This window comes from Acinetobacter sp. 24-47-64, from assembly GCF_057737055.1.
The window spans coordinates 628,014-650,800 of record NZ_CM173215.1 but is presented as its reverse complement, the minus strand read 5'-3'; the positions used below and the strand labels follow the sequence as shown (position 1 = coordinate 650,800).

The 22,787-nt window shown below is 39.9% G+C and carries 24 protein-coding genes; 14 read left to right on the top strand and 10 right to left on the bottom strand.

Features of this window, described 5'->3' with window-relative positions; all coding sequences use genetic code 11:
* Nucleotides 1-7 precede the first annotated feature (7 nt).
* Together AC1M85_RS03150 and AC1M85_RS03145 are read left to right on the top strand one after the other, a co-directional pair.
* Nucleotides 8-2,140 (top strand): 3-hydroxyacyl-CoA dehydrogenase NAD-binding domain-containing protein, encoded by a 2,133-nt coding sequence (locus AC1M85_RS03150; protein WP_488213537.1) that lies wholly within the window; start codon nt 8-10, stop codon nt 2,138-2,140.
* A 113-nt stretch (nt 2,141-2,253) separates the two neighbouring features.
* Nucleotides 2,254-2,583: a hypothetical protein gene (locus AC1M85_RS03145; RefSeq protein WP_481592331.1), complete on the top strand. Its 330-nt coding sequence runs from the start codon at nt 2,254-2,256 to the stop codon at nt 2,581-2,583.
* A gap of 37 nt (nt 2,584-2,620) precedes the next feature.
* On the opposite strand, the gene AC1M85_RS03140 is transcribed toward AC1M85_RS03145, so the two are convergent.
* Nucleotides 2,621-3,049, bottom strand: coding sequence for a GNAT family N-acetyltransferase (locus tag AC1M85_RS03140; protein ID WP_092768513.1), 429 nt, complete (start codon nt 3,047-3,049; stop codon nt 2,621-2,623).
* A gap of 21 nt (nt 3,050-3,070) precedes the next feature.
* A complete protein-coding gene (locus AC1M85_RS03135) occupies nt 3,071-4,282 on the bottom strand; it encodes a class I SAM-dependent methyltransferase (RefSeq protein WP_488213536.1) in 1,212 nt (403 codons plus the stop codon).
* Between the two features lie 103 nt (nt 4,283-4,385).
* Between AC1M85_RS03135 and trhA the strand changes: the two genes are divergently transcribed.
* On the top strand, nt 4,386-5,024 hold the full coding sequence (trhA, locus tag AC1M85_RS03130; RefSeq protein WP_488213535.1) for a PAQR family membrane homeostasis protein TrhA: 639 nt from the start codon (nt 4,386-4,388) through the stop codon (nt 5,022-5,024).
* A 141-nt stretch (nt 5,025-5,165) separates the two neighbouring features.
* A complete protein-coding gene (locus AC1M85_RS03125; protein ID WP_092768506.1) occupies nt 5,166-6,476 on the top strand; it encodes an MFS transporter in 1,311 nt (436 codons plus the stop codon).
* A 43-nt stretch (nt 6,477-6,519) separates the two neighbouring features.
* Here AC1M85_RS03125 and AC1M85_RS03120 read toward each other — a convergent pair whose 3' ends face one another.
* Nucleotides 6,520-7,530: a metallophosphoesterase gene (locus tag AC1M85_RS03120; protein WP_035270000.1), complete on the bottom strand. Its 1,011-nt coding sequence runs from the start codon at nt 7,528-7,530 to the stop codon at nt 6,520-6,522.
* 171 nt (nt 7,531-7,701) lie between these two features.
* Here AC1M85_RS03120 and AC1M85_RS03115 point away from each other — a divergent pair, with 171 nt between their 5' ends.
* Entirely contained in the window at nt 7,702-9,264 is a 1,563-nt protein-coding gene (locus tag AC1M85_RS03115; protein WP_488213844.1) for a phospholipase D family protein, read from the top strand.
* A gap of 34 nt (nt 9,265-9,298) precedes the next feature.
* Here the strand turns inward: AC1M85_RS03115 and AC1M85_RS03110 are convergent, their stop codons facing one another.
* A complete protein-coding gene (locus AC1M85_RS03110) occupies nt 9,299-10,093 on the bottom strand; it encodes a lysophospholipid acyltransferase family protein (protein ID WP_488213534.1) in 795 nt (264 codons plus the stop codon).
* A 378-nt stretch (nt 10,094-10,471) separates the two neighbouring features.
* On the opposite strand from AC1M85_RS03110, the gene hflX reads away from it, so the two are divergent.
* The 3 genes from hflX to AC1M85_RS03095 are packed head-to-tail and all read left to right on the top strand — an operon-like array spanning nt 10,472 to nt 12,904.
* A complete protein-coding gene (hflX, locus tag AC1M85_RS03105) occupies nt 10,472-11,803 on the top strand; it encodes a ribosome rescue GTPase HflX (RefSeq protein WP_488213533.1) in 1,332 nt (443 codons plus the stop codon).
* A gap of 42 nt (nt 11,804-11,845) precedes the next feature.
* Nucleotides 11,846-12,217: a hypothetical protein gene (locus AC1M85_RS03100; protein ID WP_092768555.1), complete on the top strand. Its 372-nt coding sequence runs from the start codon at nt 11,846-11,848 to the stop codon at nt 12,215-12,217.
* 9 nt (nt 12,218-12,226) lie between these two features.
* The gene (locus AC1M85_RS03095; RefSeq protein ID WP_035270007.1) at nt 12,227-12,904 is read left to right on the top strand and encodes an LrgB family protein; all 678 of its coding nucleotides are present in this window, start codon (nt 12,227-12,229) and stop codon (nt 12,902-12,904) included.
* Between the two features lie 75 nt (nt 12,905-12,979).
* Here the strand turns inward: AC1M85_RS03095 and AC1M85_RS03090 are convergent, their stop codons facing one another.
* From AC1M85_RS03090 to AC1M85_RS03075, 4 genes are all read right to left on the bottom strand, one after another.
* A complete protein-coding gene (locus tag AC1M85_RS03090) occupies nt 12,980-13,831 on the bottom strand; it encodes a symmetrical bis(5'-nucleosyl)-tetraphosphatase (RefSeq protein ID WP_180028601.1) in 852 nt (283 codons plus the stop codon).
* Nucleotides 13,832-14,644, bottom strand: coding sequence for a 16S rRNA (adenine(1518)-N(6)/adenine(1519)-N(6))-dimethyltransferase RsmA (gene rsmA / locus AC1M85_RS03085; RefSeq protein WP_035270009.1), 813 nt, complete (start codon nt 14,642-14,644; stop codon nt 13,832-13,834).
* Between the two features lie 30 nt (nt 14,645-14,674).
* Nucleotides 14,675-15,643 (bottom strand): 4-hydroxythreonine-4-phosphate dehydrogenase PdxA, encoded by a 969-nt coding sequence (gene pdxA / locus AC1M85_RS03080; protein ID WP_488213843.1) that lies wholly within the window; start codon nt 15,641-15,643, stop codon nt 14,675-14,677.
* Nucleotides 15,644-15,761: 118 nt separating this feature from the next.
* Nucleotides 15,762-16,184 (bottom strand): hypothetical protein, encoded by a 423-nt coding sequence (locus AC1M85_RS03075; RefSeq protein ID WP_488213532.1) that lies wholly within the window; start codon nt 16,182-16,184, stop codon nt 15,762-15,764.
* Between the two features lie 211 nt (nt 16,185-16,395).
* On the opposite strand from AC1M85_RS03075, the gene rplM reads away from it, so the two are divergent.
* From rplM to AC1M85_RS03045, 6 genes are all read left to right on the top strand, one after another.
* Nucleotides 16,396-16,824, top strand: coding sequence for a 50S ribosomal protein L13 (gene rplM, locus AC1M85_RS03070; RefSeq protein ID WP_035270016.1), 429 nt, complete (start codon nt 16,396-16,398; stop codon nt 16,822-16,824).
* A gap of 12 nt (nt 16,825-16,836) precedes the next feature.
* Nucleotides 16,837-17,223: a 30S ribosomal protein S9 gene (gene rpsI / locus AC1M85_RS03065; protein ID WP_035270019.1), complete on the top strand. Its 387-nt coding sequence runs from the start codon at nt 16,837-16,839 to the stop codon at nt 17,221-17,223.
* A gap of 275 nt (nt 17,224-17,498) precedes the next feature.
* Nucleotides 17,499-17,870, top strand: a complete 372-nt coding sequence (locus AC1M85_RS03060) for a hypothetical protein (RefSeq protein WP_488213531.1) — start codon at nt 17,499-17,501, stop codon at nt 17,868-17,870.
* Nucleotides 17,871-18,092: 222 nt separating this feature from the next.
* A complete protein-coding gene (locus AC1M85_RS03055) occupies nt 18,093-18,746 on the top strand; it encodes a glutathione S-transferase N-terminal domain-containing protein (RefSeq protein WP_488213530.1) in 654 nt (217 codons plus the stop codon).
* Nucleotides 18,747-18,767: 21 nt separating this feature from the next.
* Entirely contained in the window at nt 18,768-19,202 is a 435-nt protein-coding gene (locus AC1M85_RS03050; protein ID WP_488213529.1) for a ClpXP protease specificity-enhancing factor, read from the top strand.
* Nucleotides 19,203-19,221: 19 nt separating this feature from the next.
* Nucleotides 19,222-19,872 (top strand): hypothetical protein, encoded by a 651-nt coding sequence (locus AC1M85_RS03045; RefSeq protein WP_488213528.1) that lies wholly within the window; start codon nt 19,222-19,224, stop codon nt 19,870-19,872.
* A gap of 45 nt (nt 19,873-19,917) precedes the next feature.
* On the opposite strand, the gene AC1M85_RS03040 is transcribed toward AC1M85_RS03045, so the two are convergent.
* A complete protein-coding gene (locus AC1M85_RS03040) occupies nt 19,918-21,867 on the bottom strand; it encodes an acetyl/propionyl/methylcrotonyl-CoA carboxylase subunit alpha (RefSeq protein ID WP_488213527.1) in 1,950 nt (649 codons plus the stop codon).
* A gap of 87 nt (nt 21,868-21,954) precedes the next feature.
* Nucleotides 21,955-22,785 (bottom strand): enoyl-CoA hydratase/isomerase family protein, encoded by an 831-nt coding sequence (locus tag AC1M85_RS03035; protein ID WP_481592319.1) that lies wholly within the window; start codon nt 22,783-22,785, stop codon nt 21,955-21,957.
* Nucleotides 22,786-22,787: the final 2 nt, after the last annotated feature.

Below are 22,787 nucleotides of genomic sequence, written 5' to 3'. Positions count from 1 at the left end.
AAGAATAATGAGTGCAATTCAATTTGAAAAAAATGCTGATGGCATTGTTATTCTCACCTTAGACTCACCTAATCAGTCTGCCAATACCATGAATGCAGATTTCCGAGTTGCTTTGGAAGAGACTGTAGCAAAACTGAAAGCCGAATCTGGCATTACAGGTATCATTTTTAAATCTGCAAAGAAAACCTTTTTTGCAGGCGGTGATTTGGATGAGTTGATTCAAGCTCAACCAGAACACGCCACTGAATTCTTTGGCATGATCCAAAAAATGAAAGCGGAATTCCGCTATATTGAAACCTTGGGTGTACCAGTTGTTGCTGCATTAAATGGAACAGCTCTCGGTGGTGGTTGGGAAATCGCACTAGGCTGTCATGCTCGTATTGCATTAAATGATCCTAAAGCGAAATTTGGTCTACCTGAAGTTACCTTAGGATTGTTACCAGGTGGCGGTGGTATCGTGCGTATGGTGCGACTGCTCGGCTTGCAGAATGCTTTTCCTTTCTTGATGGAAGGTAAACAATTTGGTGTAGAAAAAGCAAAATCTCTAGGCTTAATTCAAGATACGGCTGATTCTGAACAAGAGCTCATGGATAAAGCGATTGCTTGGGTTAAAGCAAATCCAAAATCTCAACAACCATTCGATGTTAAAGGATACAAAATTCCAGGTGGTACGCCATCATCACCTCAAGTGGCTCAAGTCCTTGCGATTGCACCAGCGATGCTGCGTGATAAAACAAAAGGTTGCTATCCAGCCCCTGAAGCCATTATGGCTGCTGCCGTTGAAGGTGCTCAGGTAGATGTTGATACTGCATTAACCATTGAATCTCGCTATTTTACGTATTTGGCAACTGGTCAAGTTGCGAAAAACATGATTGGTACTTTCTGGCATGGACTGAATGCAATCAAATCAGGTGAAAGCCGCCCTAAAGAGCCTGCAAAATGGCAAGCGACGAAAGTAGGTGTTTTAGGCGCTGGAATGATGGGCGCTGGCATTGCCTACTCGACAGCGATTAAGGGGATTCAAGTCGTCCTTAAAGATGTATCGATTGAAAATGCAGAAAAAGGTAAGGCATATAGTCAAAAACTGTTAGATAAACGTGTTTCACAAGGTCGAATGACTGCTGAAAAGCGCGAACAAATTTTATCTCTCATTACCCCTACAGCAAATGCATCCGATCTACAAGGCTGTGATTTAATGATTGAAGCTGTATTCGAAAATCAAGAACTCAAAGCCAAAGTAACTCAAGAAGCTGAGCAATATTTGGTTGACGGCGGTGTGATGGCTTCTAATACATCCACCTTACCGATCACAGGTCTTGCAACAGCAAGCAAAGATGCGAAAAACTTTATTGGACTGCATTTCTTTAGCCCTGTTGATAAAATGCAGTTGGTTGAAATTATTAAAGGTAAAGAGACTTCAGCTGAGACACTAGCTAAAGCCTATGATTATGTTCAACAAATTGGAAAAACACCTATCGTTGTGAATGATAGTCGTGGTTTCTTCACCAGCCGCGTATTTGGTACTTTTGTCAACGAAGGTTTGCGTTTACTGGCTGAGGGAGTACATCCAGCCAAAATTGAAATGGCTGCTTTAAAAGCAGGTATGCCAGTCGGTCCATTAGCAATCCAAGATGAAGTCGCATTAACCTTGTCTGAGCATGTGACCAACGAAACGCGTAAAGCGCTTCAGGCTGAAGGCAAAGATTTACCTCACTCCCCTGCTGAAGATGTTTTAAAGCAAATGATCCATGAATTTGGGCGTAAAGGGAAAGCTGCTGGTGCTGGTTTTTATGAATATCCTGAAAGTGGTAAAAAATACCTTTGGGATGGTTTAAACCATTGGACGAAAGAAACAGATATTTCTGAACAAGAAATGATTGATCGCTTCCTATTTGTTCAATCCTTGGATACGCTGCGCTGTTTGGAGGAGGGAGTTTTAGAGTCTGTCATTGATGGAAATATCGGTTCTATTTTTGGCATAGGATTCGCCCCTTGGACTGGCGGCGCTTTACAGTTCCTCAATCAATATGGACTCGCACAAGCGCTTGAGCGCGCGAATCAGCTTGAAGCGAAGTATGGTGAGCGTTTTAAAGCACCTCAACTCCTCAAGGACAAAGTTCAGTCTGGTCAATCAATCTGATTGATATAAATTAAAAACCTCTTTTCGGAGAGGTTTTTTTCGGTCTTGTCGATAAATATGTGTTATAAAGTAACATATTCTCAGATTCATTTTACCCAACTTGGTATAGCATTATGACTGATCATTCTTCACCAGAAAAATCTCCTTGGGGTTGGAAAGCGCTAATTATCGCGATCATTTTAAGTATTATATTTATGGTGATTTTCTATATAGCCATTGAAAATGAACCTGACTATATGCCAAGTAAACAACGAACAGAAACCAGTGAACATCATGCATTCAAAGCATCACCTGTGATGTCTGAAGAGGCAGCAGCAAAAATAGAAGCCAACAAAGCTGCTCAAGCTAGTGCAACTGAACACAATATGACTGAAGATGAACACGCAGCAATGGGCGAACACAGTCATACACATGATGGTGAATCAGGTTCACATAGTCATTGATATTTGTGATGAAAAAACGGAGCATTGGCTCCATTTTTTATTCAAGCTGCATCGTCATATAAACATGAGGAATACCACAATCTAAGTATTCCTTACCTTGGGGCTCAAACCCTAAACGTTGATAAAATGGTAATGCATGAACTTGAGCAGAAAGATTCAAGGTTGGTCGCTTTTCCCTTTGAGCAAACTCAATTATAAATTTCATGAGCTCAAACCCAACACCTTTTCCTCGATAAGCCTTTATGACTGCTACCCTTCCAATACTATGGTTTTGAAGTAGTCGAGCCGTGGCGATTGCCTCACCTTCATGGAAAACAACGAAATGAATCGATGTCTCATCTTCCATATCCCATTCGTCTTCAGGTGAAATTTGTTGTTCCAGAATAAATACTTGCTCTCGTATCTGCATCGCGTAGCACTTTAATTGCGACCATGAACCTACTTGAACATCGAAGACATTACTCATGTGTTAATTCCCAAAGGTGTGTTAGCACTTTTCACCAATATTTTGTTGCTCCCACTCTCCTTTTAGAAGCAACTCTAATGAGTGCTTTTGAATACCATACATATTTTTTAATGCAATTATTTGATCTAACACTTGCTGATCTGGTGCGTTCAAATCTTTGCGCTTGGTGGCTAAAATCATTTTATTTTTGCTGGTATGTTCCAAAGCCACAAATTCAAAAACTTTAGTCTCGTAACCATAGGCTTTTAACAATAGCGCTCGAATTGTATCTGTCAGCATTTCAGCTTGTTGCCCCTCATGAATACCAAACTGCAACATTGGTTTTAATACAGAGGGACTTTGCATTTGAGGTCTCAACTCTTTGTGGCAGCACGGCGCGCACATAATCATTTGCGCATTCAATCGAATACCGGTATGAATCGCAAAATCAGTTGCTACATCACAGGCATGCAACGCAATCATGACATCGAGTTTTTCAGGCGAGTAAGTTCGTACATCTCCTTGGAAAAAATCTAAATGCTTAAAATCTGATTTACGGGCAACATCTTGACAGAATTGAACCATTTTCTCGTTCAGTTCCACACCTGTAACATAAGGATTATAATCATTTTTTTGTAAGTAGTCATACAGTGCAAAGGTGAGATAACCTTTACCTGAGCCAAAATCGACAACGTTGAGCTGCTGATCAACTTGAATTTGGTTTAATGCGCCTGAGCAAATCTCAACAAATTTATTAATCTGTTTCCACTTACGCGCCATGCTTGGAATAATTTGTTCTTTTTGATCCGTAATACCCAACGGTTGAAGAAAATAACTTTCTTGCTCAACAAAACGGTGTTTTTGACGGTCGTGTGATTTTTCAATGATCTTGGAGACTGAAGCCTTTTTACTTTGAGTTAAGATCGCTTTTTTCTTATTTTTCTTGAGCTGTAACTCGCTGTCCAATGTAAAAAGATTGGCTTGTTTGCATTCACTGACCAATTTACTCACCAACGGATCAGCTGCATCAATTGGAAAATTTTTGGTCACATCTTGAGTTTTAAAGCGATACAGAACATTCAGCATCCATTCATCTTGTAATCGAATCATGCGTAAAGTCATCTTCTCTAAAGCTTCTATCTCGCCCTGATACTGACTCAGAATCATACGATCAAAACGCTGAGAAGCTAATGCTTGATGAAATGCTTCAAGAAATTGTTGCTCTTGCGGTGTGGAGGATGCCGAAACGGTCATAAACAGTGCCAAAAAAAGAAATGCTATTAAATTTTAATGCGTCTTACGCGAAAAGCAAAATTCAATTACGATACAGATGTATAATTAAATGTGTAAGTGAACAATGAAAGCATCTCCTGCTTCGTATGATCCATTAGAAGAAAAAATTAATTTCATCAGTCATGCCATTGGTGCTGTCTTGGCCGTCATCGGTGCCATTTTATTGATTATAAAAGGTGCTGCTTATCCTATGGCACAATGGATCGGGCTTTGGGTCTATGGACTTAGTTTAGTTCTACTCTTTACGGCGTCTAGTCTTTATCATTTTGCGGAAACACCTGAGCGTCGGGGTTGGTTTAAAAAATTGGACCACACTGCTATTTATTATCTCATCGCAGGAACATACACGCCTTTTCTATCTATAGCTTTACCAACGCAAAAAGCTCACTATTTATTAATTGCACTTTGGGTAATTGCGGCGATTGGCACTTTATTTAAATTGGTATTTATTCACCATTTTCAAAAAATATCGCTTTTTGCCTATCTCGCAATGGGATGGTTAGCATTACTTGTGATCGATGATATGCGCACATATTTATCTGATCAAAGTTTAACCTCCCTTATTGTTGGTGGTCTTGCTTACACCATAGGCGCATTGTTTTATGCCTTAAAAAAGGTAAGATACACTCACGCTATCTGGCATATTTTTGTATTGATAGGTGCAGGATCACATTTCCTGTCTATTTATCTTTACGTGCTATAACCACTTTAACTACATCGTCTAGCAACCCTAACACCGTAGAGCAAGCTGGTATTTCGTATTTTTTTAAGAAATTACGCCTTTTTTAAAAAGATTACGCTATTAAATCTAAGTTTTTTATTTTTAGTAAGTGTAAGGTCTCTCATGGCGTCTAATACAGCATCACAACAAGCTCAGCCCGCAAACTCTAAAACTCGGGTATTAACTGCAAGCCTCGTTGGTACAACCATCGAGTTCTTCGATTTTTATATTTACGCAACAGCTGCGGTCATAATTTTCCCCTACTTGTTCTTTCCAACAAGCACAGATCCTATGACAGCAACGATTCAATCATTAGCAACTTTTGCAATCGCATTCATCGCACGTCCTATCGGCGCCGCACTATTCGGTCATTTGGGAGATCGAATCGGTCGTAAAGCAACCTTAGTGGCAGCATTGCTAACCATGGGACTTTCTACCGTTGCGATTGGTTTACTTCCAACCTATGCGCAAATTGGCATTGTGGCACCCTTACTTTTAGCTTTGTGCCGATTAGGTCAGGGCTTAGGTTTAGGTGGCGAATGGTCAGGTGCAGTTCTACTCGCAACTGAAAATGCGCCAGAAGGCAAACGTGCTTGGTACGGTATGTTCCCTCAACTTGGTGCACCTATCGGCTTCATCCTTGCCACAGGCTCTTTCCTTACGCTTGGGGCATTCATGAGTGAAGAAGCATTCATGTCATGGGGATGGCGTATTCCATTTATTTCAAGTGCCTTATTGGTGATTGTAGGCTTGTGGATTCGCTTAAAGTTGCATGAAACGCCAGCATTCCAAAACGTGCTTGATAAACAAAAAGAAGTGAATGTTCCTTTTGTACAAGTTTTTAAAAAGCATTCAAAAATGCTTGTACTCGGAACGATTGCAGCCATTTGTACTTTCGTAGTTTTTTACTTAACCACTGTATTTGCTTTGCAATGGGGTACAAAACAATTAGGTTACTCTCGTGAAGAGTTCCTACAACTTCAGTTGGTTGCAACGCTTTGTTTTGCAGCATTTATTCCCCTTTCTGCAATTTTTGCGGAAAAGTTCGGTCGTAAAACCACTTCGATCGCGGTGTGTTTAATTTCTGCTATTTTTGGTATTTTCTTTGCGGACATGTTGGAGTCAGGAAGCACACTGATTGTGTTCTTATTCTTATGTATTGGTCTTGCGATTATGGGCTTAACCTATGGTCCAATCGGTACAGTACTTTCAGAAATCTTCCCGACATCGGTGCGTTATACTGGTTCGGCGTTAACATTTAACCTTGCTGGTATTTTTGGTGCATCTTTCGCACCTTTGATTGCAACGAAATTGGCAACTGAATATGGTTTGTCTGCAGTAGGCTATTATTTGACGGCTGCATCAATCCTTTCGCTGATTGCTTTCCTCATGATTCGCGAAACGAAACATGATGATGTGAATAATCAAATTTGATGCTTTCAGCTAATAAAAAAACCGGCTTAAGCCGGTTTTTTTATTAGCTGAGCTCAATGATATCAATCATCGGTGGTACTCTGAATCTGAATGGGACACCTACCATGCCAGTACCTACGGACACATAAACATTGGCATGTTCATGCTTATATAAACCACGTTTATGACCCAAGATAGACACTTTTTTCATGATGTAATCTGTCAACCACGGAAGCTCCACTTGTCCCCCATGAGTATGCCCTGACAACATCAACGGATGAGTTGGCAATTTTGGCACCATATCCACCGTATCCGGATTATGTGACAGAATTAACCACGGCTTATCTTGTGGTAAATCAGGCATATCCCGCATGTCAGCCTTACCTGCCCACAAATCCCCCACACCAATCAATCTAAACTCATCAAACTCAACAATCTTACCTTCAATATCCATCACCTGATTTGAAGCTAGCGCATCTTTTAATAATGCCTGAATCGGTGGACCTGGATATTGCTCATCATGATTACCATTCACAGAATAGACAGGCGCTTGAATTTCTCTTAATACTCGGAGCTCTTCTGCCAGCTTATTTTCTGGTTCATAGGTCCAATCACCTGCCACAACCACTAAATCTGGTTGAGCTTGATTAATCTTATTCACGATAATTTTCAGTTGTCTTTCATGCCCAGAAAACAATCCAATATGTAAGTCTGCAATTAATGCCACTTTAATCGGATGTTTAAAGGGTTGCGCCGAACTTAACTTGTAACTCAGGTTATTCACTACTACACGATGTGGCTCAATGAAACGTGCATAAATCAATACACTGCTCAACAAGAAAATAAACACACCTTCATGCAATGAAAATATACCTTGCCAAGTAGCAAAAATACTAAAAAACCACAACGGAACAAGTAAATAAGAAAGATAAAATGCCAAGAGATGAACAAAGGCTTTAAATGGATGTATGGTTTCAGTTCGAGATTGGCTCATCCATGCTTGCGTGACTCCCCAAATAGCGAAGAGCGAGAAAATAATATAGAACGCAGCAAGGATGTTATTTGTTGTCCACATATTCAATCTCTTTCATTAAATCAGACGAATAATCTGAGTGGTTCATTTATCTTTTAAATGGTGCTCTTTATACTTTAGCACATTGAGTTCAAAGAATAGATTATGCAAGCAAATCACATGGAAAAGAATCAATCTCAACAATTGAATCGCCAAAAGAAAACATCTTTTAAAATGCGCTTCATCATGAGTTCATGTTTGATTCTTGCTTTACCCGCATGCTCAACTTTACCCACTCAACAAGCTGTTGCACCTCAATATGCGTATGACATCGACACTCATGACACTTCATTGGCGCAAATTGTCGAACCTTTGAAAATTAAGAATCCTGAATTAACAGGTTTTCATGTTTTATATGATCCAATCGAAGCGATAGCTGCACGTTTTCAATTAATTGAGAAAGCCGAAAAAACACTCGACCTTCAATATTACATTTGGGATAACGACCGTGTAGGTGCATTGGCTCTTTATAAAATCATTCAAGCTGCTGATCGTGGTGTAAACGTCAGATTGTTAATGGATGACAATAACGCTAAGACGATGGAAAGTATTTATCTCGCGCTGGATCAACATCAAAACATTGACGTAAAGTTATTCAATCCTTATAAATTCCGACGCCTTAGACCCGTTGATATGATTTTGGATCTGAAACGTATCAATCGACGGATGCACAACAAAACGTTTACAGCTGACAATCAAATTACCCTGATTGGCGGCCGAAATATGAGTAATCAATACTACAATGTCAGTGACCGATATCAATTTTCAGATGTTGATGTCATGCTTGTCGGTCATGCAGTAAGTGATATTACACACTCATTTGATGAGTACTGGAATCATGAATATGCCTATCCAGTTAAAAATATTGTCAATCATCAACAATATACATTGCGCTATGAAGGTTTAAAACAGCAACTGCAAGAGCACTTTGATGATGGTGCTGTACGTAGTTATGTTGAAATTACTCGTGAATCTCATGATTTTGATCGTTGGCTCAATCAAGAAATTAAGCTGGATTGGGTGAAAGCAGAAGTCATCAAAGATTCTCCTGAAAAAATCAAATCGAAAGCGAAGAAAGAAGAACATCTCAACTTTCAACTGGTTGAACGCTTAGAGAAACCAGAAAAAAGTGTCGATATCATTTCCGCTTACTTCGTTCCTGAACGCAAGGGTGAGCAACGCTTAAGTGCGATCGCACAAGATGGCGTTAAAGTTCGCGTACTGACCAACTCTTTTAAAGCCAATGATGTTGCGCTTGTACATGCATTTTATGCGAAATATCGTCAGGATTTACTGCAAAACGGCGTAGAGTTATATGAGTTCCTCCCTGCTTTGCCAGAAGAATTCCAAAATAAAAATAATATTGAAATTTCTAAGCAGTCCAAAGTGAGCCTTAAAGGGCTGAGTCGCTCAAGCCTACATGCAAAAATGATGGCTTTGGATGATAAGCAAGTATTTATCGGATCATTTAATTTTGATCCACGTTCAGCCAATTTAAATACTGAAATAGGCGTCATTTTAAACAGCCAGCCCCTAGCGCAAGCTGTGCATAAAACCATGGATCAGAACCTAAAAAAATATGCCTATAAATTAGTTCTAGATTCACAAAATAATATTAATTGGAAACAAGCGACACCTGAAGGTATTAAAATCTATACCAAAGAACCAAAAATGAAATGGTGGCAAAAAGCAAGCTTGAAAGTTATCTCCTGGTTGCCAATCGAAGGATTCATGTAAAAGCAGGGATCATCATGATCCCTGCTTTTACTGATTAAGCTTTGAGTACTTTTTGATGTAATACTTCCAATCCTTCCTGCATTCTGAGTTGCACTTCTCTCGTTAAGCTTTCAACTGTATGTCCAGTAACATCAATCGTGGGCAAAGCTGTTAAATGTGCAACGACTTGAGGCATTTCCAATACTGCTTTGAGATGCGCTGTAAATCCAATATTTCCAATAAAGGGAGCAACCTGATCTAACTCCCCCTCTTGATTGACATAACAGATTAAACAAACTTGCACTGGTTTTTGAGCCTCGATAGCTGCAGCTAAAAGTCTTCCATGCACTTTTTTGACTTTACTTCCATCAGTCGTGGTTGCTTCTGGAAAAAATAAGACAGGAATATTTTGCTTCAAAAATTCTGTGATTTGCTCTTTAATACGGACCGAATCTCCTGAACCTCGTTTAATGAACAGTGTTCCACCACCCTTGGCAAGTTTCCCAAAAATCGGCCAATTTTCAATTTCTGCTTTTGCTAAGAAAAATACACGCGCACTCGAACCTAATACAGGAATATCTAACCAAGAGATATGATTGCTCACCCATAATGCGGGTTCACGAGGAATGTTGCCATGTACTTGTAAATCGATATTAAAAACTTTGCATAAGCGACGGCAAAAATGTTGTACATAGCGAGTATTGTTTGGATTATTCGGATTTTTATACATTTGATGCCTAAAAATTAAATAAAACCCTTCAGTGACAGCAGCAGTACCTGAGATGATTTTTTGGCTATATAGCGCTGTTTTTGAAAATAAATTGAGTTTTTTAGGCGTTAATTTTGTCATAAATTATTTCACTAAATAATAACAGGCGTTATCCACTATAGCTCCATTCTATACTGAGCTCACCAGAGATGCATTGATTATAAAAACCGTATACACATATTTGAAAATTCAATTTCAATTCAAATACCCAATAAAATATAATTTTTAAATCGAATTTATAGATTTAAAAATTATGCAAACTACAACTCAATCACCATCAAATCAAGTCATTCCCATCCGGTCGGCACTCTTCTCATTGGCATCAATTGTCGGTGGCGTCTTTTTATTTATGCTGGCGTTTATACTTATGTTCAAAACTGCTTTAGGTTAATTTAAATCTATTTCCCTCAATTGTTCAATTTCCTCTACACTAGAGTTTTGATGTGGAGTATTAGCTGAGTGGAAGTTACTGGACAAAATCAAGCAAATGAACGTGCGGTCTTGGTGAGTGTTAATGTCCAAATATTAGAAGATCTTGATCAAGAAGAATTTCGTTTATTGGCCAAATCTGCTGGTGCAGAGATTCTTGAACATATACAAGCTCAACGTATTAAACCTGACCCTAAATTTTTTATTGGTTCGGGTAAAGCTGAAGAAATCGCCGAATTTGTTGCAGCGGTAGAAGCTGATATTGTCATTTTCGATCATTCCCTCACACCATCTCAAGAGCGTAATCTCGAGCGTGTTATTCAATGTCGTGTCATCGATCGTACTCGCCTTATCTTAGATATTTTTGCACAACGCGCACGAACACATGAAGGTAAACTACAAGTTGAATTGGCTCAGTTAGACCATCTCGCTTCACGTTTAGTGGGTGGTCGCATGGGCTTAGATGGCCAAAAAGGGGGTATTGGTTTACGTGGTCCAGGTGAAACACAATTAGAAACAGACCGTCGTTTACTCCGCCTCCGCATAAACCAGCTTAAAGACAAACTTGAAAAAGTCCGCCAGACACGAATCCAAGGTCGTGCAGCGCGTCAAAAAGCGTCTATTCCAACAGTGTCTCTAGTCGGTTATACCAACGCAGGAAAATCCACCCTATTTAATATTCTTGCTGAAAGTGATGTGTATGCAGCAGATCAATTGTTCGCAACTCTTGACCCAACTTTAAGAAGATTAAATTGGGATGGCATTGGAACATTGGTCTTGGCTGACACAGTGGGATTCGTTCGCAATCTTGCACACTCCTTAGTAGAGTCATTCAAAGCAACCCTTGAAGAAACACTTGAGGCGACTTTGCTTTTGCATGTTATCGATTCAAATAGTCCAGAAAAGCTTGAGCAAATTGATGCTGTTGAAAAAGTCCTGAAAGAAATTGGGGCTCAGGTGCCAATATTACGCGTATACAATAAAATTGATCAAACGGGTGAAGAGCCTAAAATCATTTATGCTTCTCCCAATTTGCCCGATCGAGTCTATGTTTCAGCACACTCAGGTCAAGGTTTAGATTTACTGCGACAAGCCGTTCAAGAATGTTTAATGGGGCAAATACAACAATTTGAACTCACACTCAGACCTGAATATGGCAAATTACGCAATCAACTGTATGAATTAAATGTGATTCAGTCTGAACATTATGATGATCTAGGTCATTTGATTTTAAATATTCAAATTGCGCCACATAAATTAGAGCAACTTATAAAACAAGCACATTTACCAATTGATCAAATTCTTGGTGATAAGGCGCAACAATTTAAAAGACCTTTAGAAGAGTTTGAAATCAAATCATAAATCAGTTAAAACGTGATAAATAATGTTAAAAGTATAATCATGATGCAGTGGATGAAAACGATAGATTGGCCAGCATGGATTGGCACCATAGTGCTTATTATTGGCTTCCGAGAAGGTTCAGTTTGGCTTATGACTCAATTGAATCATCCCGAACTGGGCAATCTTGTCGGGTTGCTTTCCTTACTACTTGTACTGTTTGCTTGGCGTAGATTTGGCACTCTTCCAACCAGAGTTGTCGATGTAAATAATAAAATCATGAAAGAAAGTGCTTTCGCATTTTTACCAATTAGTGCTGGGGCATTGGTTATGTTGGTTCATATGGGTAAAGAAATTCCTCTTTTTTTACTCGTACTCACGTTAAGTACACTTATTCCACTTTGGGTTTACGCCAAAATGGCAAAACGCTGGTTATAGGAGAGAAATATGCTCGCAATTTTAATCGGCTTTGCTATTACGTTATTCGCCTATTTAATTTCAAAACCCTGTAACCGTGTCGTACCACAGATTCCTGTAATTGTATTCGGGATGTTCTTTGTGATCGTCATCTTACTGATTATTGGTATTCCTTATGATCACTACATGAAAGATGTCAATCCGATTTTTGATCATTTATTAGGATACGTCACAGTGGCTCTCGCGATCCCACTTGCAGCGATGCGTTATGACGATTTACCACTAAAAGGCATTTTAGGAATATTAGTGTTTGCTAGTGTCAGTGCTGTCGCATTGCCTATGGGCTTAGCGTATCTACTGCATATGGCAGATTCGACCATTATGGCTTTCGCTACACGTGCAGTGACAACACCAATCGCAATTAATATTGCGACCTTACTCCATGCACCAATTAGCTTAGCCATTTTAATCGTTATTTTATCTGGTGTGATTGGCGCAGCTTTTTCACCACTCATACTACGTCATATTAATGATGAGCGTGCCTCAGGCTTAGCACTCGGTTTAGCAGCCCATGCGATTGGGACAGCTCAAGCTTGGCAACGAGGCAGTGTAGCTGGTCGTTATGCTGCATTTGGTATGGCGGTAAATGCAACGTTTACAGCCGTTTGGCTCCCTACTTTTATTCACTTTTTAAAAGCGACCTCTTGATTTACCCACGATTGAAAATAAAAAAGCCACTGATGAGTGGCTTTTTTATTAGACGAAAACGACCTAAAGTAGATTCTATGCAAACATAGGATTATCTACAGCAAACATTTGCTGATCTTCAAGACGATACGCCATTAATTGATTGCCCCAGACACAACCACCGTCAACATTCTGAATATGCGCAGATATTGTTCTGCCCTGTAAGGCAGCCCAATGTCCAAAAATGACTTGATGAGTTTGAGCAGCTTTTGACTCATATTCAAACCATGGCTGATAGCCAGCTGGCATCGGCTCATCTAAAGCGTCTTTAAAACTAAATTCAAGTCGACCCTCTGGATCAGTCAAACGCATACGGGTTAGATAATTCACGATACATCGTAAGCGCTCATGTCCTGTTAAATCATCTGACCATAATGTAGGTTCTTTACCATACATTTCTTTCAAAAATGCATCCAGAACATCAAAATCATCATGCGCAATAACCGTTTCAACCTCTTGAGCAAACTGTTTCACTTGCTCTACTGTCCAAATATGTGGAATACCCGCATGTGTAATGACAATATTTTCATTTGGACATAAACATAAGGGTTGTTTGCGTAACCAGTCGATTAAATCATCACTGTCAATCGCATCAATCACATCACGAGTATTGTCTTTCTCTTTAATCTCTTTAATGCCCCTTGCGCACGCTAACAAGGTCAAATCATGATTACCCAAGACTGTCGCAGCAACGCCTCGATCGACCAGTTTCTTGATAAAACGTAAAGCGCCAATCGAGTTTTCACCACGTGCGACTAAATCACCCGCAAACCATAAAAAATCCTGATCAGGATCAAATTTGATTTCCTTGAGTAACATTTTCAAAGCTTCAAAACAGCCCTGAACATCACCAATCACGTAATTATATCGAATGTTTTCACCAGCCATTTATGCATCTACCATTTGATCTGCAAGTGCAACAAATTGAGCAAGTGTTAATGTTTCTGGACGCGCCATTGGATCAACACCAGCTTTTTCAAATCCTTCCTCTTGCAACATGCCTTTTAAACTGTTGCGAAGTGTCTTACGGCGTTGTGTAAATACATGGGAGACTAAACGTGCCAAGGCTTTTTCATTCTTCGCCACTATTGGTTTTACATCATACGGCTCTAAGCGAAATACCGCAGAAGTTACTTTGGGTGGTGGGTTGAACGAACCAGGTGGCACTTCAAACAAGAATGTCGGTTTACAGTAGTACTGAATCATGACTGATAAACGACCATATTCTTTGGTATTTGGTGATGCCGTAATACGATCGACCACTTCTTTTTGCAACATGAAGTGCATGTCTTTGACCTTGTCACCAAACTCTAAGAGATGAAATAACAAAGGCGTAGAAATGTTATAAGGTAAGTTACCGACAACACGCAACGGACGACCATCAAACAATTCAGTGAAGTCGTAGCGTAAAGCATCAGTTTCCACAATAGTTAAACGTTCAGGATGCGGTACACGACCCGGTAATCCAGCTGCTAAATCACGGTCTAATTCAATGACAGTCAAAGCATCACATTCACCAATTAAAGGCGATGTTAAAGCAGCAAGACCTGGACCAATTTCAACAATATTGTCACCAGTACGCGGGTTCACCGAACGCACAATTTTGGCAATGACACGTTGGTCATGTAAGAAGTTTTGACCAAAACGCTTACGCGTGTGATGCCCTTCATCTTTCGGGTTTAAGGCATTAATCTGATACATAAAGATTTCCAACGTGTAATTAAGACAAGATCACTGACGCGCTAAATCGAGCGCTAAGTCCACAGCCACATGTAAGCTCGAGCTTTTCGCAAGTCCAGTACCTGCGAGGGAGAGTGCTGTGCCATGATCGACAGAGGTGCGAATAAACGGCAAGCCCAAAGTAATATTAATGGCTTCACCAAATCCTTGCGATTTTAACACAGGTAATCCCTGATCGTGATACATGGCTAAAACTGCATCGGCATCTTTTAAATTTTCTGGTGTAAATAAGGTATCTGCAGGCAGACATAAACTCATGTCTATCCCTTGCGCACGATAGCGTTCAAGTACAGGATTAATCACTTCGATCTCCTCCACTCCTAAATAACCATCTTCACCTGCATGAGGATTTAAACCGCACACCAAAATTTTGGGAGATTCGATTTTAAATTTTGATTTTAAATCATGAATCAGAATGTCGATGACCTGATGCAAGCGCTCAGCTGTAATCGCATCCGCAACCGCACGAAGGGGTAAGTGCGTGGTTGCAAGTGCAACACGTAAGGTTTTGGTTGCCAGCATCATGACCACGCGTAATACACCAGCAAACTCTTGGTAAAACTCAGTGTGACCACTGAAATGAATACCTGCCTCATTGATCACTGACTTTTGTACAGGTGCTGTCGCCACGCCAACGCTTTTACCTGACATCGCATAGTCTGCAGAACGGCGGAGTTGCTCTAAGACATAACTCGCATTTTGAGCATTTAACTCACCCAGTATTACAGTTTCATTTAAAGGAATATGTTCCACATAAAGCTGACCCACTTTTGACGATGTTTGTTGCCCTTGATACTCAATCACTTCAACTTCAAGATGAAGTTTTTCTGCACGTTGCTTGAGCATTTGTATATCAGCAAGCACGACGAGTGGACGCTCATCCAAACGTTGCGCAAGGCTTAAACAGATATCAGGACCAATTCCAGCAGGCTCACCGCTGGTGACATACAAAGGAAGCATAACGATCATCATTCAAGGATTTTTATTATTTTAATACAGATCGAATGTAGGATGTTCAACAATCCCAAAATGGTAAAATCTTAGCCCTCTGATTTTTTTAATCGTTCTTTTGAGTCTTTTAGCGCCAATCCATACGAAATCTTGCATTTAATAGACCAAAAGCATGAGCGACTTCGGATACACATACAATCACGATGACGAAGAACAAACCCAACAAAAGAATCTGTCCAATCGTTGAACGCGCTGAATAAAATGTTGAATCTTTAATGCACAAGAAACCAAAGCCACCGATTAAATAGATGATCCAAGGGAAAATCATAAAATGTGCATACATTGAATATATAAGAATGACACTTAAAACATCGATTCCATAAATAGTGCCAAACACCATGCCTAACGCTAAATATATTCCGAGAAAAATGAATAAAAATCCGGTCAAAAATTTCGTCACCTTGCTCACTTTGATTTGATCATGGCGTGAAGATAAATCTGAATGACGAACAGGAGGAGAGAAACGATCATTATTATTTTGTGAAGTCATCAAAACTCCGAGCTATTATTATGATTATTTCCGCATTACAAACGAAATTGATTAAATAAACCGCTATACTTTTCAATCTAAATTAAATAGAATATGCCCCTCGAAATCTTAATATTTTGATTGTGGTTCTAGTGTTTTTCCGCTAGAATTCGCTCTCCTTTTTGTTTGGACAGATTCCACCGTCCAAACCAACTATAATAGGTAGTGGTTAATGAAAACTCTCAGCGCTAAGCCAGCTGAAGTTCAACACGACTGGTACGTTGTTGATGCTTCTGGCAAAACTTTAGGTCGTCTTGCGACTGAAATCGCACGTCGTTTACGCGGTAAGCACAAAACTTCTTATACTCCTCACGTTGACACTGGTGATTACATCGTAATTATCAATGCTGAGCAAGTTCAAGTAACTGGTAATAAGTCACTTGATAAGAAATACTATCGCCACACTGGTTTCCCTGGTGGTATCCGTGAAACTAACTTTGAAAAATTAGTTGCTCACAAGCCAGAAGAAATCTTCCAACGCGCTGTAAAAGGCATGTTGCCAAAAGGTCCTCTTGGTTATGCTATGATCAAGAAAATGAAAGTGTATGCTGGTGCTGAGCATCCTCACACAGCTCAACAGCCACAAGTTTTGGACATCTAAGGGATACAGCACATGGCTACTAACTATGGTACAGGTCGCCGTAAGACCGCAACTGCACGTGTTTTCCTATCTGCTGGTACTGGTAAACTCGTTATTAACAACCGTTCTTTAGAACAATACTTCGGTCGCGAAACTGCTCGTATGGTTGTACGTCAACCACTAGAGCTTTTAGATGCTACTGAGAAATATGACCTTTACATCACTGTTGCTGGTGGTGGTATCGGTGGTCAAGCTGGCGCAATCCGTCACGGTATTACTCGTGCATTGATCGCTGCTGACGAAACTTTAAAACCTGCTCTTCGTCAAGCTGGTTTCGTTACTCGTGATGCTCGTGAAGTTGAACGTAAGAAACTTGGTTTACGTAAAGCTCGTAAACGTCCACAATTCTCTAAACGTTAATTCGTTTTCCGAATTCGGACAAAAAAACCTTGGCTTATGCCAAGGTTTTTTTTCATCTTTATATTTTCCCTTACTCATGAAAATCAGTCGTACACGATACTTTAAAATGAATATTAAACTCTGATATCAATAAAAAGACGCTAGTTTTTATTGGTCTATTTTGACTGACTTAAACAAACATATGCTTAATCATCTATCCCAATTTGAGGATTGTTAACTTTTATAACTTCATTAAAAAATACTTTCATGCAGTTTTTTAAATTAAGAGGATAAAAATGTTAAATAGGGAAATATGTTTATCATTCGCCGTAGCCGCTACAATATTCGGTACATCCAATATTGCACAAGCAAATAACTCACAATCAATAGATGCTTTAGCCGTGTGCTGGCAATCCAATACGGGTAAGCATGTTTGTGATGGACCTATACAAAGATTAATGTCTTCATATGAAAACATAAATAAAGCATTAGAGTTAGTTGGATGCTCAGATGGATATCCTGTACAAAATAATAGTCTGGTACATCGATCTTTAGGTCAAAAATTCTCAGTGGTTTACAAGTGTGGCTATAAACTTAGACCTGGCGACACAAGTGCATTAACTAACAATCGCGACGTCCGTCAATGGTGGAGTGGAATCATACATTAGTGCACAAGGCCGATTTAAAGATCGGCTTTTTACATCGCTTTGGATAAAAAAGTTAAAGATTGAATTTCAACAATGCAAGGATAGAAGTTAATAAAAAACGGTCCAGACATAAATACGAATCAATATAAAATCCAAGTGTTTTAATATGCATCGCTCATAAAACGATGATTTTAGCGTGCTTTTTTAGTATCCTTATCTATTCATTAATACTTTGATTGGAATATGTCAGTCGAAACCACCCCATTACAAGGCATCACCATTTATAGTCATGCAGATGACTTTCGATCGCATTGGATTCGCTTCTTACTGGCAGAAAAACAAATTAAACACAATTTATTTATTATCGACGAAGACAACGAGGATCTTGCGAGTTTAAATCCATACAATCGACTCCCGATGATGATTGAAAATGAGTTAAAACTTTTCAATACATCCATCATTTCTGAATATTTAGATGATCGCTATCGTCAGAATAAATTATATGCAGATGCTCCTGCTCCACGTGCAGAACAACGCCAATATATATGGCGTTTTGAAAATGACTGGTTAAAACTTGCAGATGATATGTTGCGCCACCCAGACACACTTGATGTTGACGCACAAAAGGCGGCTCAAAAAAAGTTAAAAGATACGCTTATCTCGCTGACACCTTTGTTTCAGCACTATCCTTATTTCATGTCTGAGCAATTTACAATTTTAGATTGCATGTTGGCACCGATTTTTATACGGTTAAGAACGATGGGTATTGAGCTTCCAAAGCAACAATGCCGCCCGTTTTATTTATATTGCCAGCGTGTTTTCAGTCGTCCAGCCTTCCTTAAGTCCATGACGGTTCAGGAAAAAAATCGTTATAGTCCTGAATTAAAATCCGCTTAAAAAAGCAAAAGAGTGAGTCACATGTCTGATCAAGAAATTAAATTAAGTCCAACTCGCCCGTATTTAGCACGTGCGATTTATGAATGGATTTGCGATAACAATCTCACCCCATATCTACTGGTAGATGCCACACAGCCTTATACCGATGTACCTACACAGTTCGTTCAAGACGGTCAGATTGTTTTAAATATCGTGCCACATGCTGTGCATCAACTACACATGAGCAATGAAGCGATTACCTTTTCTGCACGTTTTGGTGGTGTTTCCAAAGATATTTATGTGCCAATCAATGCTGTACTCGGGTTATATGCAAAAGAAAATGGTCAAGGATTATTCTTTGATCCTGATGAATATGCCAATGCACAAACGGATGAAAATCCGATAGAATCTAAACAGCAACAAAATCAAGAAAATGAAACACCAAAGAAAAAACCGAGTTTAAGAATTTTGGATTAAAAACTTACAGGAGAGTTGAATGGCTTTTGATTTAGTACAATATTTTGTTGAGCAGACCAAAATTCAAAAGCCTCAGCTGTTGAAACAGTATCCAGCTGAACAACGGCATGAATATCTCAATGAATTAAATATCTTAGCTTTAGGTAAACTCATCAGCCTATGGCGTAAAGACGAAAAAAAAATATACCAAGAAATTCATGCCGCTGACCAACTTTATATTCAAGAAGTCGCACGGCATTTGACGACATCTCAACATAATCAGTCTACGCTGTCTCATCAAGAACTTGAAACTGCGACATCAGAGATTTTGACCTTACAGCTTAATGAACTTAAACAACTTGATGTAACAGGTCATTATCAACTACAAGGCATGAATGAATTACTTCAGGGTCAAGTTGAACATCTCTCTGGTAAAGCAAAAGATTGGGTTTGGCTAACAAATAACCTAAATGAGTTGATTGGTTCTCAACCTGTCATTCAAGAAGAGATATCATTAGACCAAACGATGAAGGAGTTTCATGACATGGTCAATCAAGTTCAACATGATCACCACGATGTTGCTGAGCCAGAAGTAGCGGCTACACCAACTTGGGCAAAAGTTTTAGAACCTGTAGTTGCGATTGCAATTCTTTGGGTGCTTTACTGTGCCGTACAAACAGTATTTGCATAAATCCGGTCATAAAAAAAGCCATCGTTAGATGGCTTTTTTTATTGCTTATTCAGCATCAACCTCAATATTCATCAAGATTTGACGTTTTTTCACTTGCTGACCAACTTGTCCTACGATTTCACCCACAACACCGTCGACATCTGACTTAATTTGCTGTTGGATTTTCATCGCTTCAAGAATCAATAATGTTTGCCCTTTAGTTACACGCTCTCCAGGTTGAGCAATGACATTTATAATTGCACCATCCATTGGGGCACGAATTTTACCATCCCCTGCCACATCGGCAGTCTCAGGTGGTAAATAGGTAATATTTTCCACCATGACGTTGCCATTCGCGCGATCTAAATAAACAAAATTACCATCAAGAACATAGTCAATTCGACGTCGAATTCCATTAATGCTATAAATCAATTGCTGTGTATTTTGCGCGACAACCTCAATCGACTGGCTTTCACCACAGGTTTCAACACTCACTGAACGACCATCACGATGCACAATGAGATCTAACTTTTGATCATCATATCGAAGTTTCAGTGGTAATGCTGAAGAAACTCCTGTGTTCCAATCTGTTTGCGCAGATGCATTTATCAACAACGCTGCAATCAATGCTAAGCTTTCTAAATTTAGACTCTGTTTATTCAAACTCACATCACTTTGGAAATGCTGTTGAATAAAACCAGTGTTAACATCACCTTCTACCACTAACGGATGGCGCAGCAAGTTCACCAAGAATTGTTTATTGCTGTTTACGCCAAGGAGTACAGAGTCATTCACTGCACGTGCAAGTAAACGGATTGCATCGGTACGTGTTTTACCATGTACGATAATTTTTGCGACCATTGGATCATAGAATGGGCTAACTTCATCGGTTGGCATCATGCCATGGTCAATACGTACGCCTTCTAAATCCGCTGGTTGCCAACGCAATACTTTACCTGTTTGTGGTAAAAAGTCTTGGCGTGGGTCTTCTGCATATAAACGCACTTCAATGGCATGGCCATTCATGGTCAATTCTTCTTGTTTGAGCGGTAAAGTCTCACCGTTTGCCACGCGAAGTTGCCATTCAACAAGATCAAGACCTGTAATCATCTCAGTAACAGGATGCTCTACTTGTAGACGTGTGTTCATTTCTAAGAAATAGAACTCACCTGATTGGTCAAGTAAGAATTCAACTGTACCTGCGCCCACGTAGTTACATGCTTTAGCGGCTGCAACTGCGGCATTCCCCATCGCTTGACGTGTTTCTTCAGTCAATACTGGACATGGTGCTTCTTCAACCACTTTTTGGTGACGACGTTGAATCGAGCAATCACGTTCAAATAAATACACATAGTTACCATGCGTATCACCAAACACTTGGATTTCTACATGGCGAGGTGCAATCACTGCTTTTTCGATAATCAGCTCACCCGAACCAAACGCATTTTCTGCTTCAGAACGTGCAGTTTTTAAGGCTTCAAGCAAATCAGCTTCTTGATGTACAAGACGCATACCACGTCCACCACCACCTGCTGATGCTTTCACCATCAATGGAAAACCTACTTTTTTGGCTTGATCTGCTAAAAAGTCGATGTCTTGTTGGTCGCCCTCATAACCCGGTACACATGGTACGCCTGCTTCAATCATCGCGATTTTAGACAAACGCTTGCTACCCATGAGCTCAATCGCACCTGCTGGTGGACCAATAAAGGTAATGCCATTTTCTGCACATGCTGCAGCAAAATCTGTATTTTCAGATAAGAAACCATAACCCGGATGTACAGCATCTGCGCCCGTTTTCTTACACGCTTCGATAATATTTGGAATCGATAAATAAGATTCTGATACTTTTGAAGGGCCAATATAAACCGCTTCATCTGCTACTTGTACATGACGCGCATTTTTGTCGGCATCAGAATACACAGCAACGGTTTCGTAACCTAAGGCTTTTGCTGTACGCATTACACGAGCAGCAATTTCACCACGGTTTGCAACTAATACTTTTGTAAACGCCATAGTTCCACCAATATTCTTTAGGCTCCCCTTTAATTTCGGGGAGCATATCCTTTTTAATTCACATTCATACAGGCGTTGGAATGTGGTTTATTCTGCCCAGCTTGGCTGACGTTTTTGGATAAACGCCATAGTACCTTCCATGCCTTCTGCACTTGCGACTGCTTCTGCAAATTGGCGTGCTGCATCATCTAATAACGGCCCCAATTCTTCTTTGGTAGTACGATGTAATAATGCTTTGGTTGCACGAGATGCCAATGGTGCACAGCGTTTGATTTGGGTAATGGTTTCTTCAAGTGCTGATGCAAGTTCAACTTCATCTGCAACCACTTGATGCACAATCCCCACCTCTAAAGCAGTTTGACCTTTAAAGCGCATACCTAAAAGTGCCAAACGACGTGCTTGAGTTAAGCCGACACGCGTCACTACAAACGGTGCGATTTGTGCAGGCAAAATCCCTAAGCCAGTTTCAGGTAAGCCAAATTGTGCTTCTGCATGAGCAATGGCTACATCAGATACACACGCCAAACCAAAACCACCGCCAAGTACTGCACCTTCAAGTACAGCAACTACGGTTTGCGGTGCTTGATCGACTTGCTCAATCATTGCACCAAAGGTACGGTTAAAATCGGTATAAGGTGTGTTATTGCCGACTTCCATGGCTTTAGCACGGATACCTGCCATATCTTTGATGTTCCCACCTGCACAGAAATGACCACCTTTACCACGTAAAATTACAGCACGTACAGACACATCATCTTTAATTGCTGTGAATACAGCCTGAATCGATTCCACCATTTTTAGGCTCATGGCATTACGGCTTTCAGGATGGTTTAACCATAAGGTTAAAATGCCACCGTCTTGCTCTAGGATGATGCTGCCATCAACCTCTAAATTGGCAATTGAACTTGATAATGTCATAT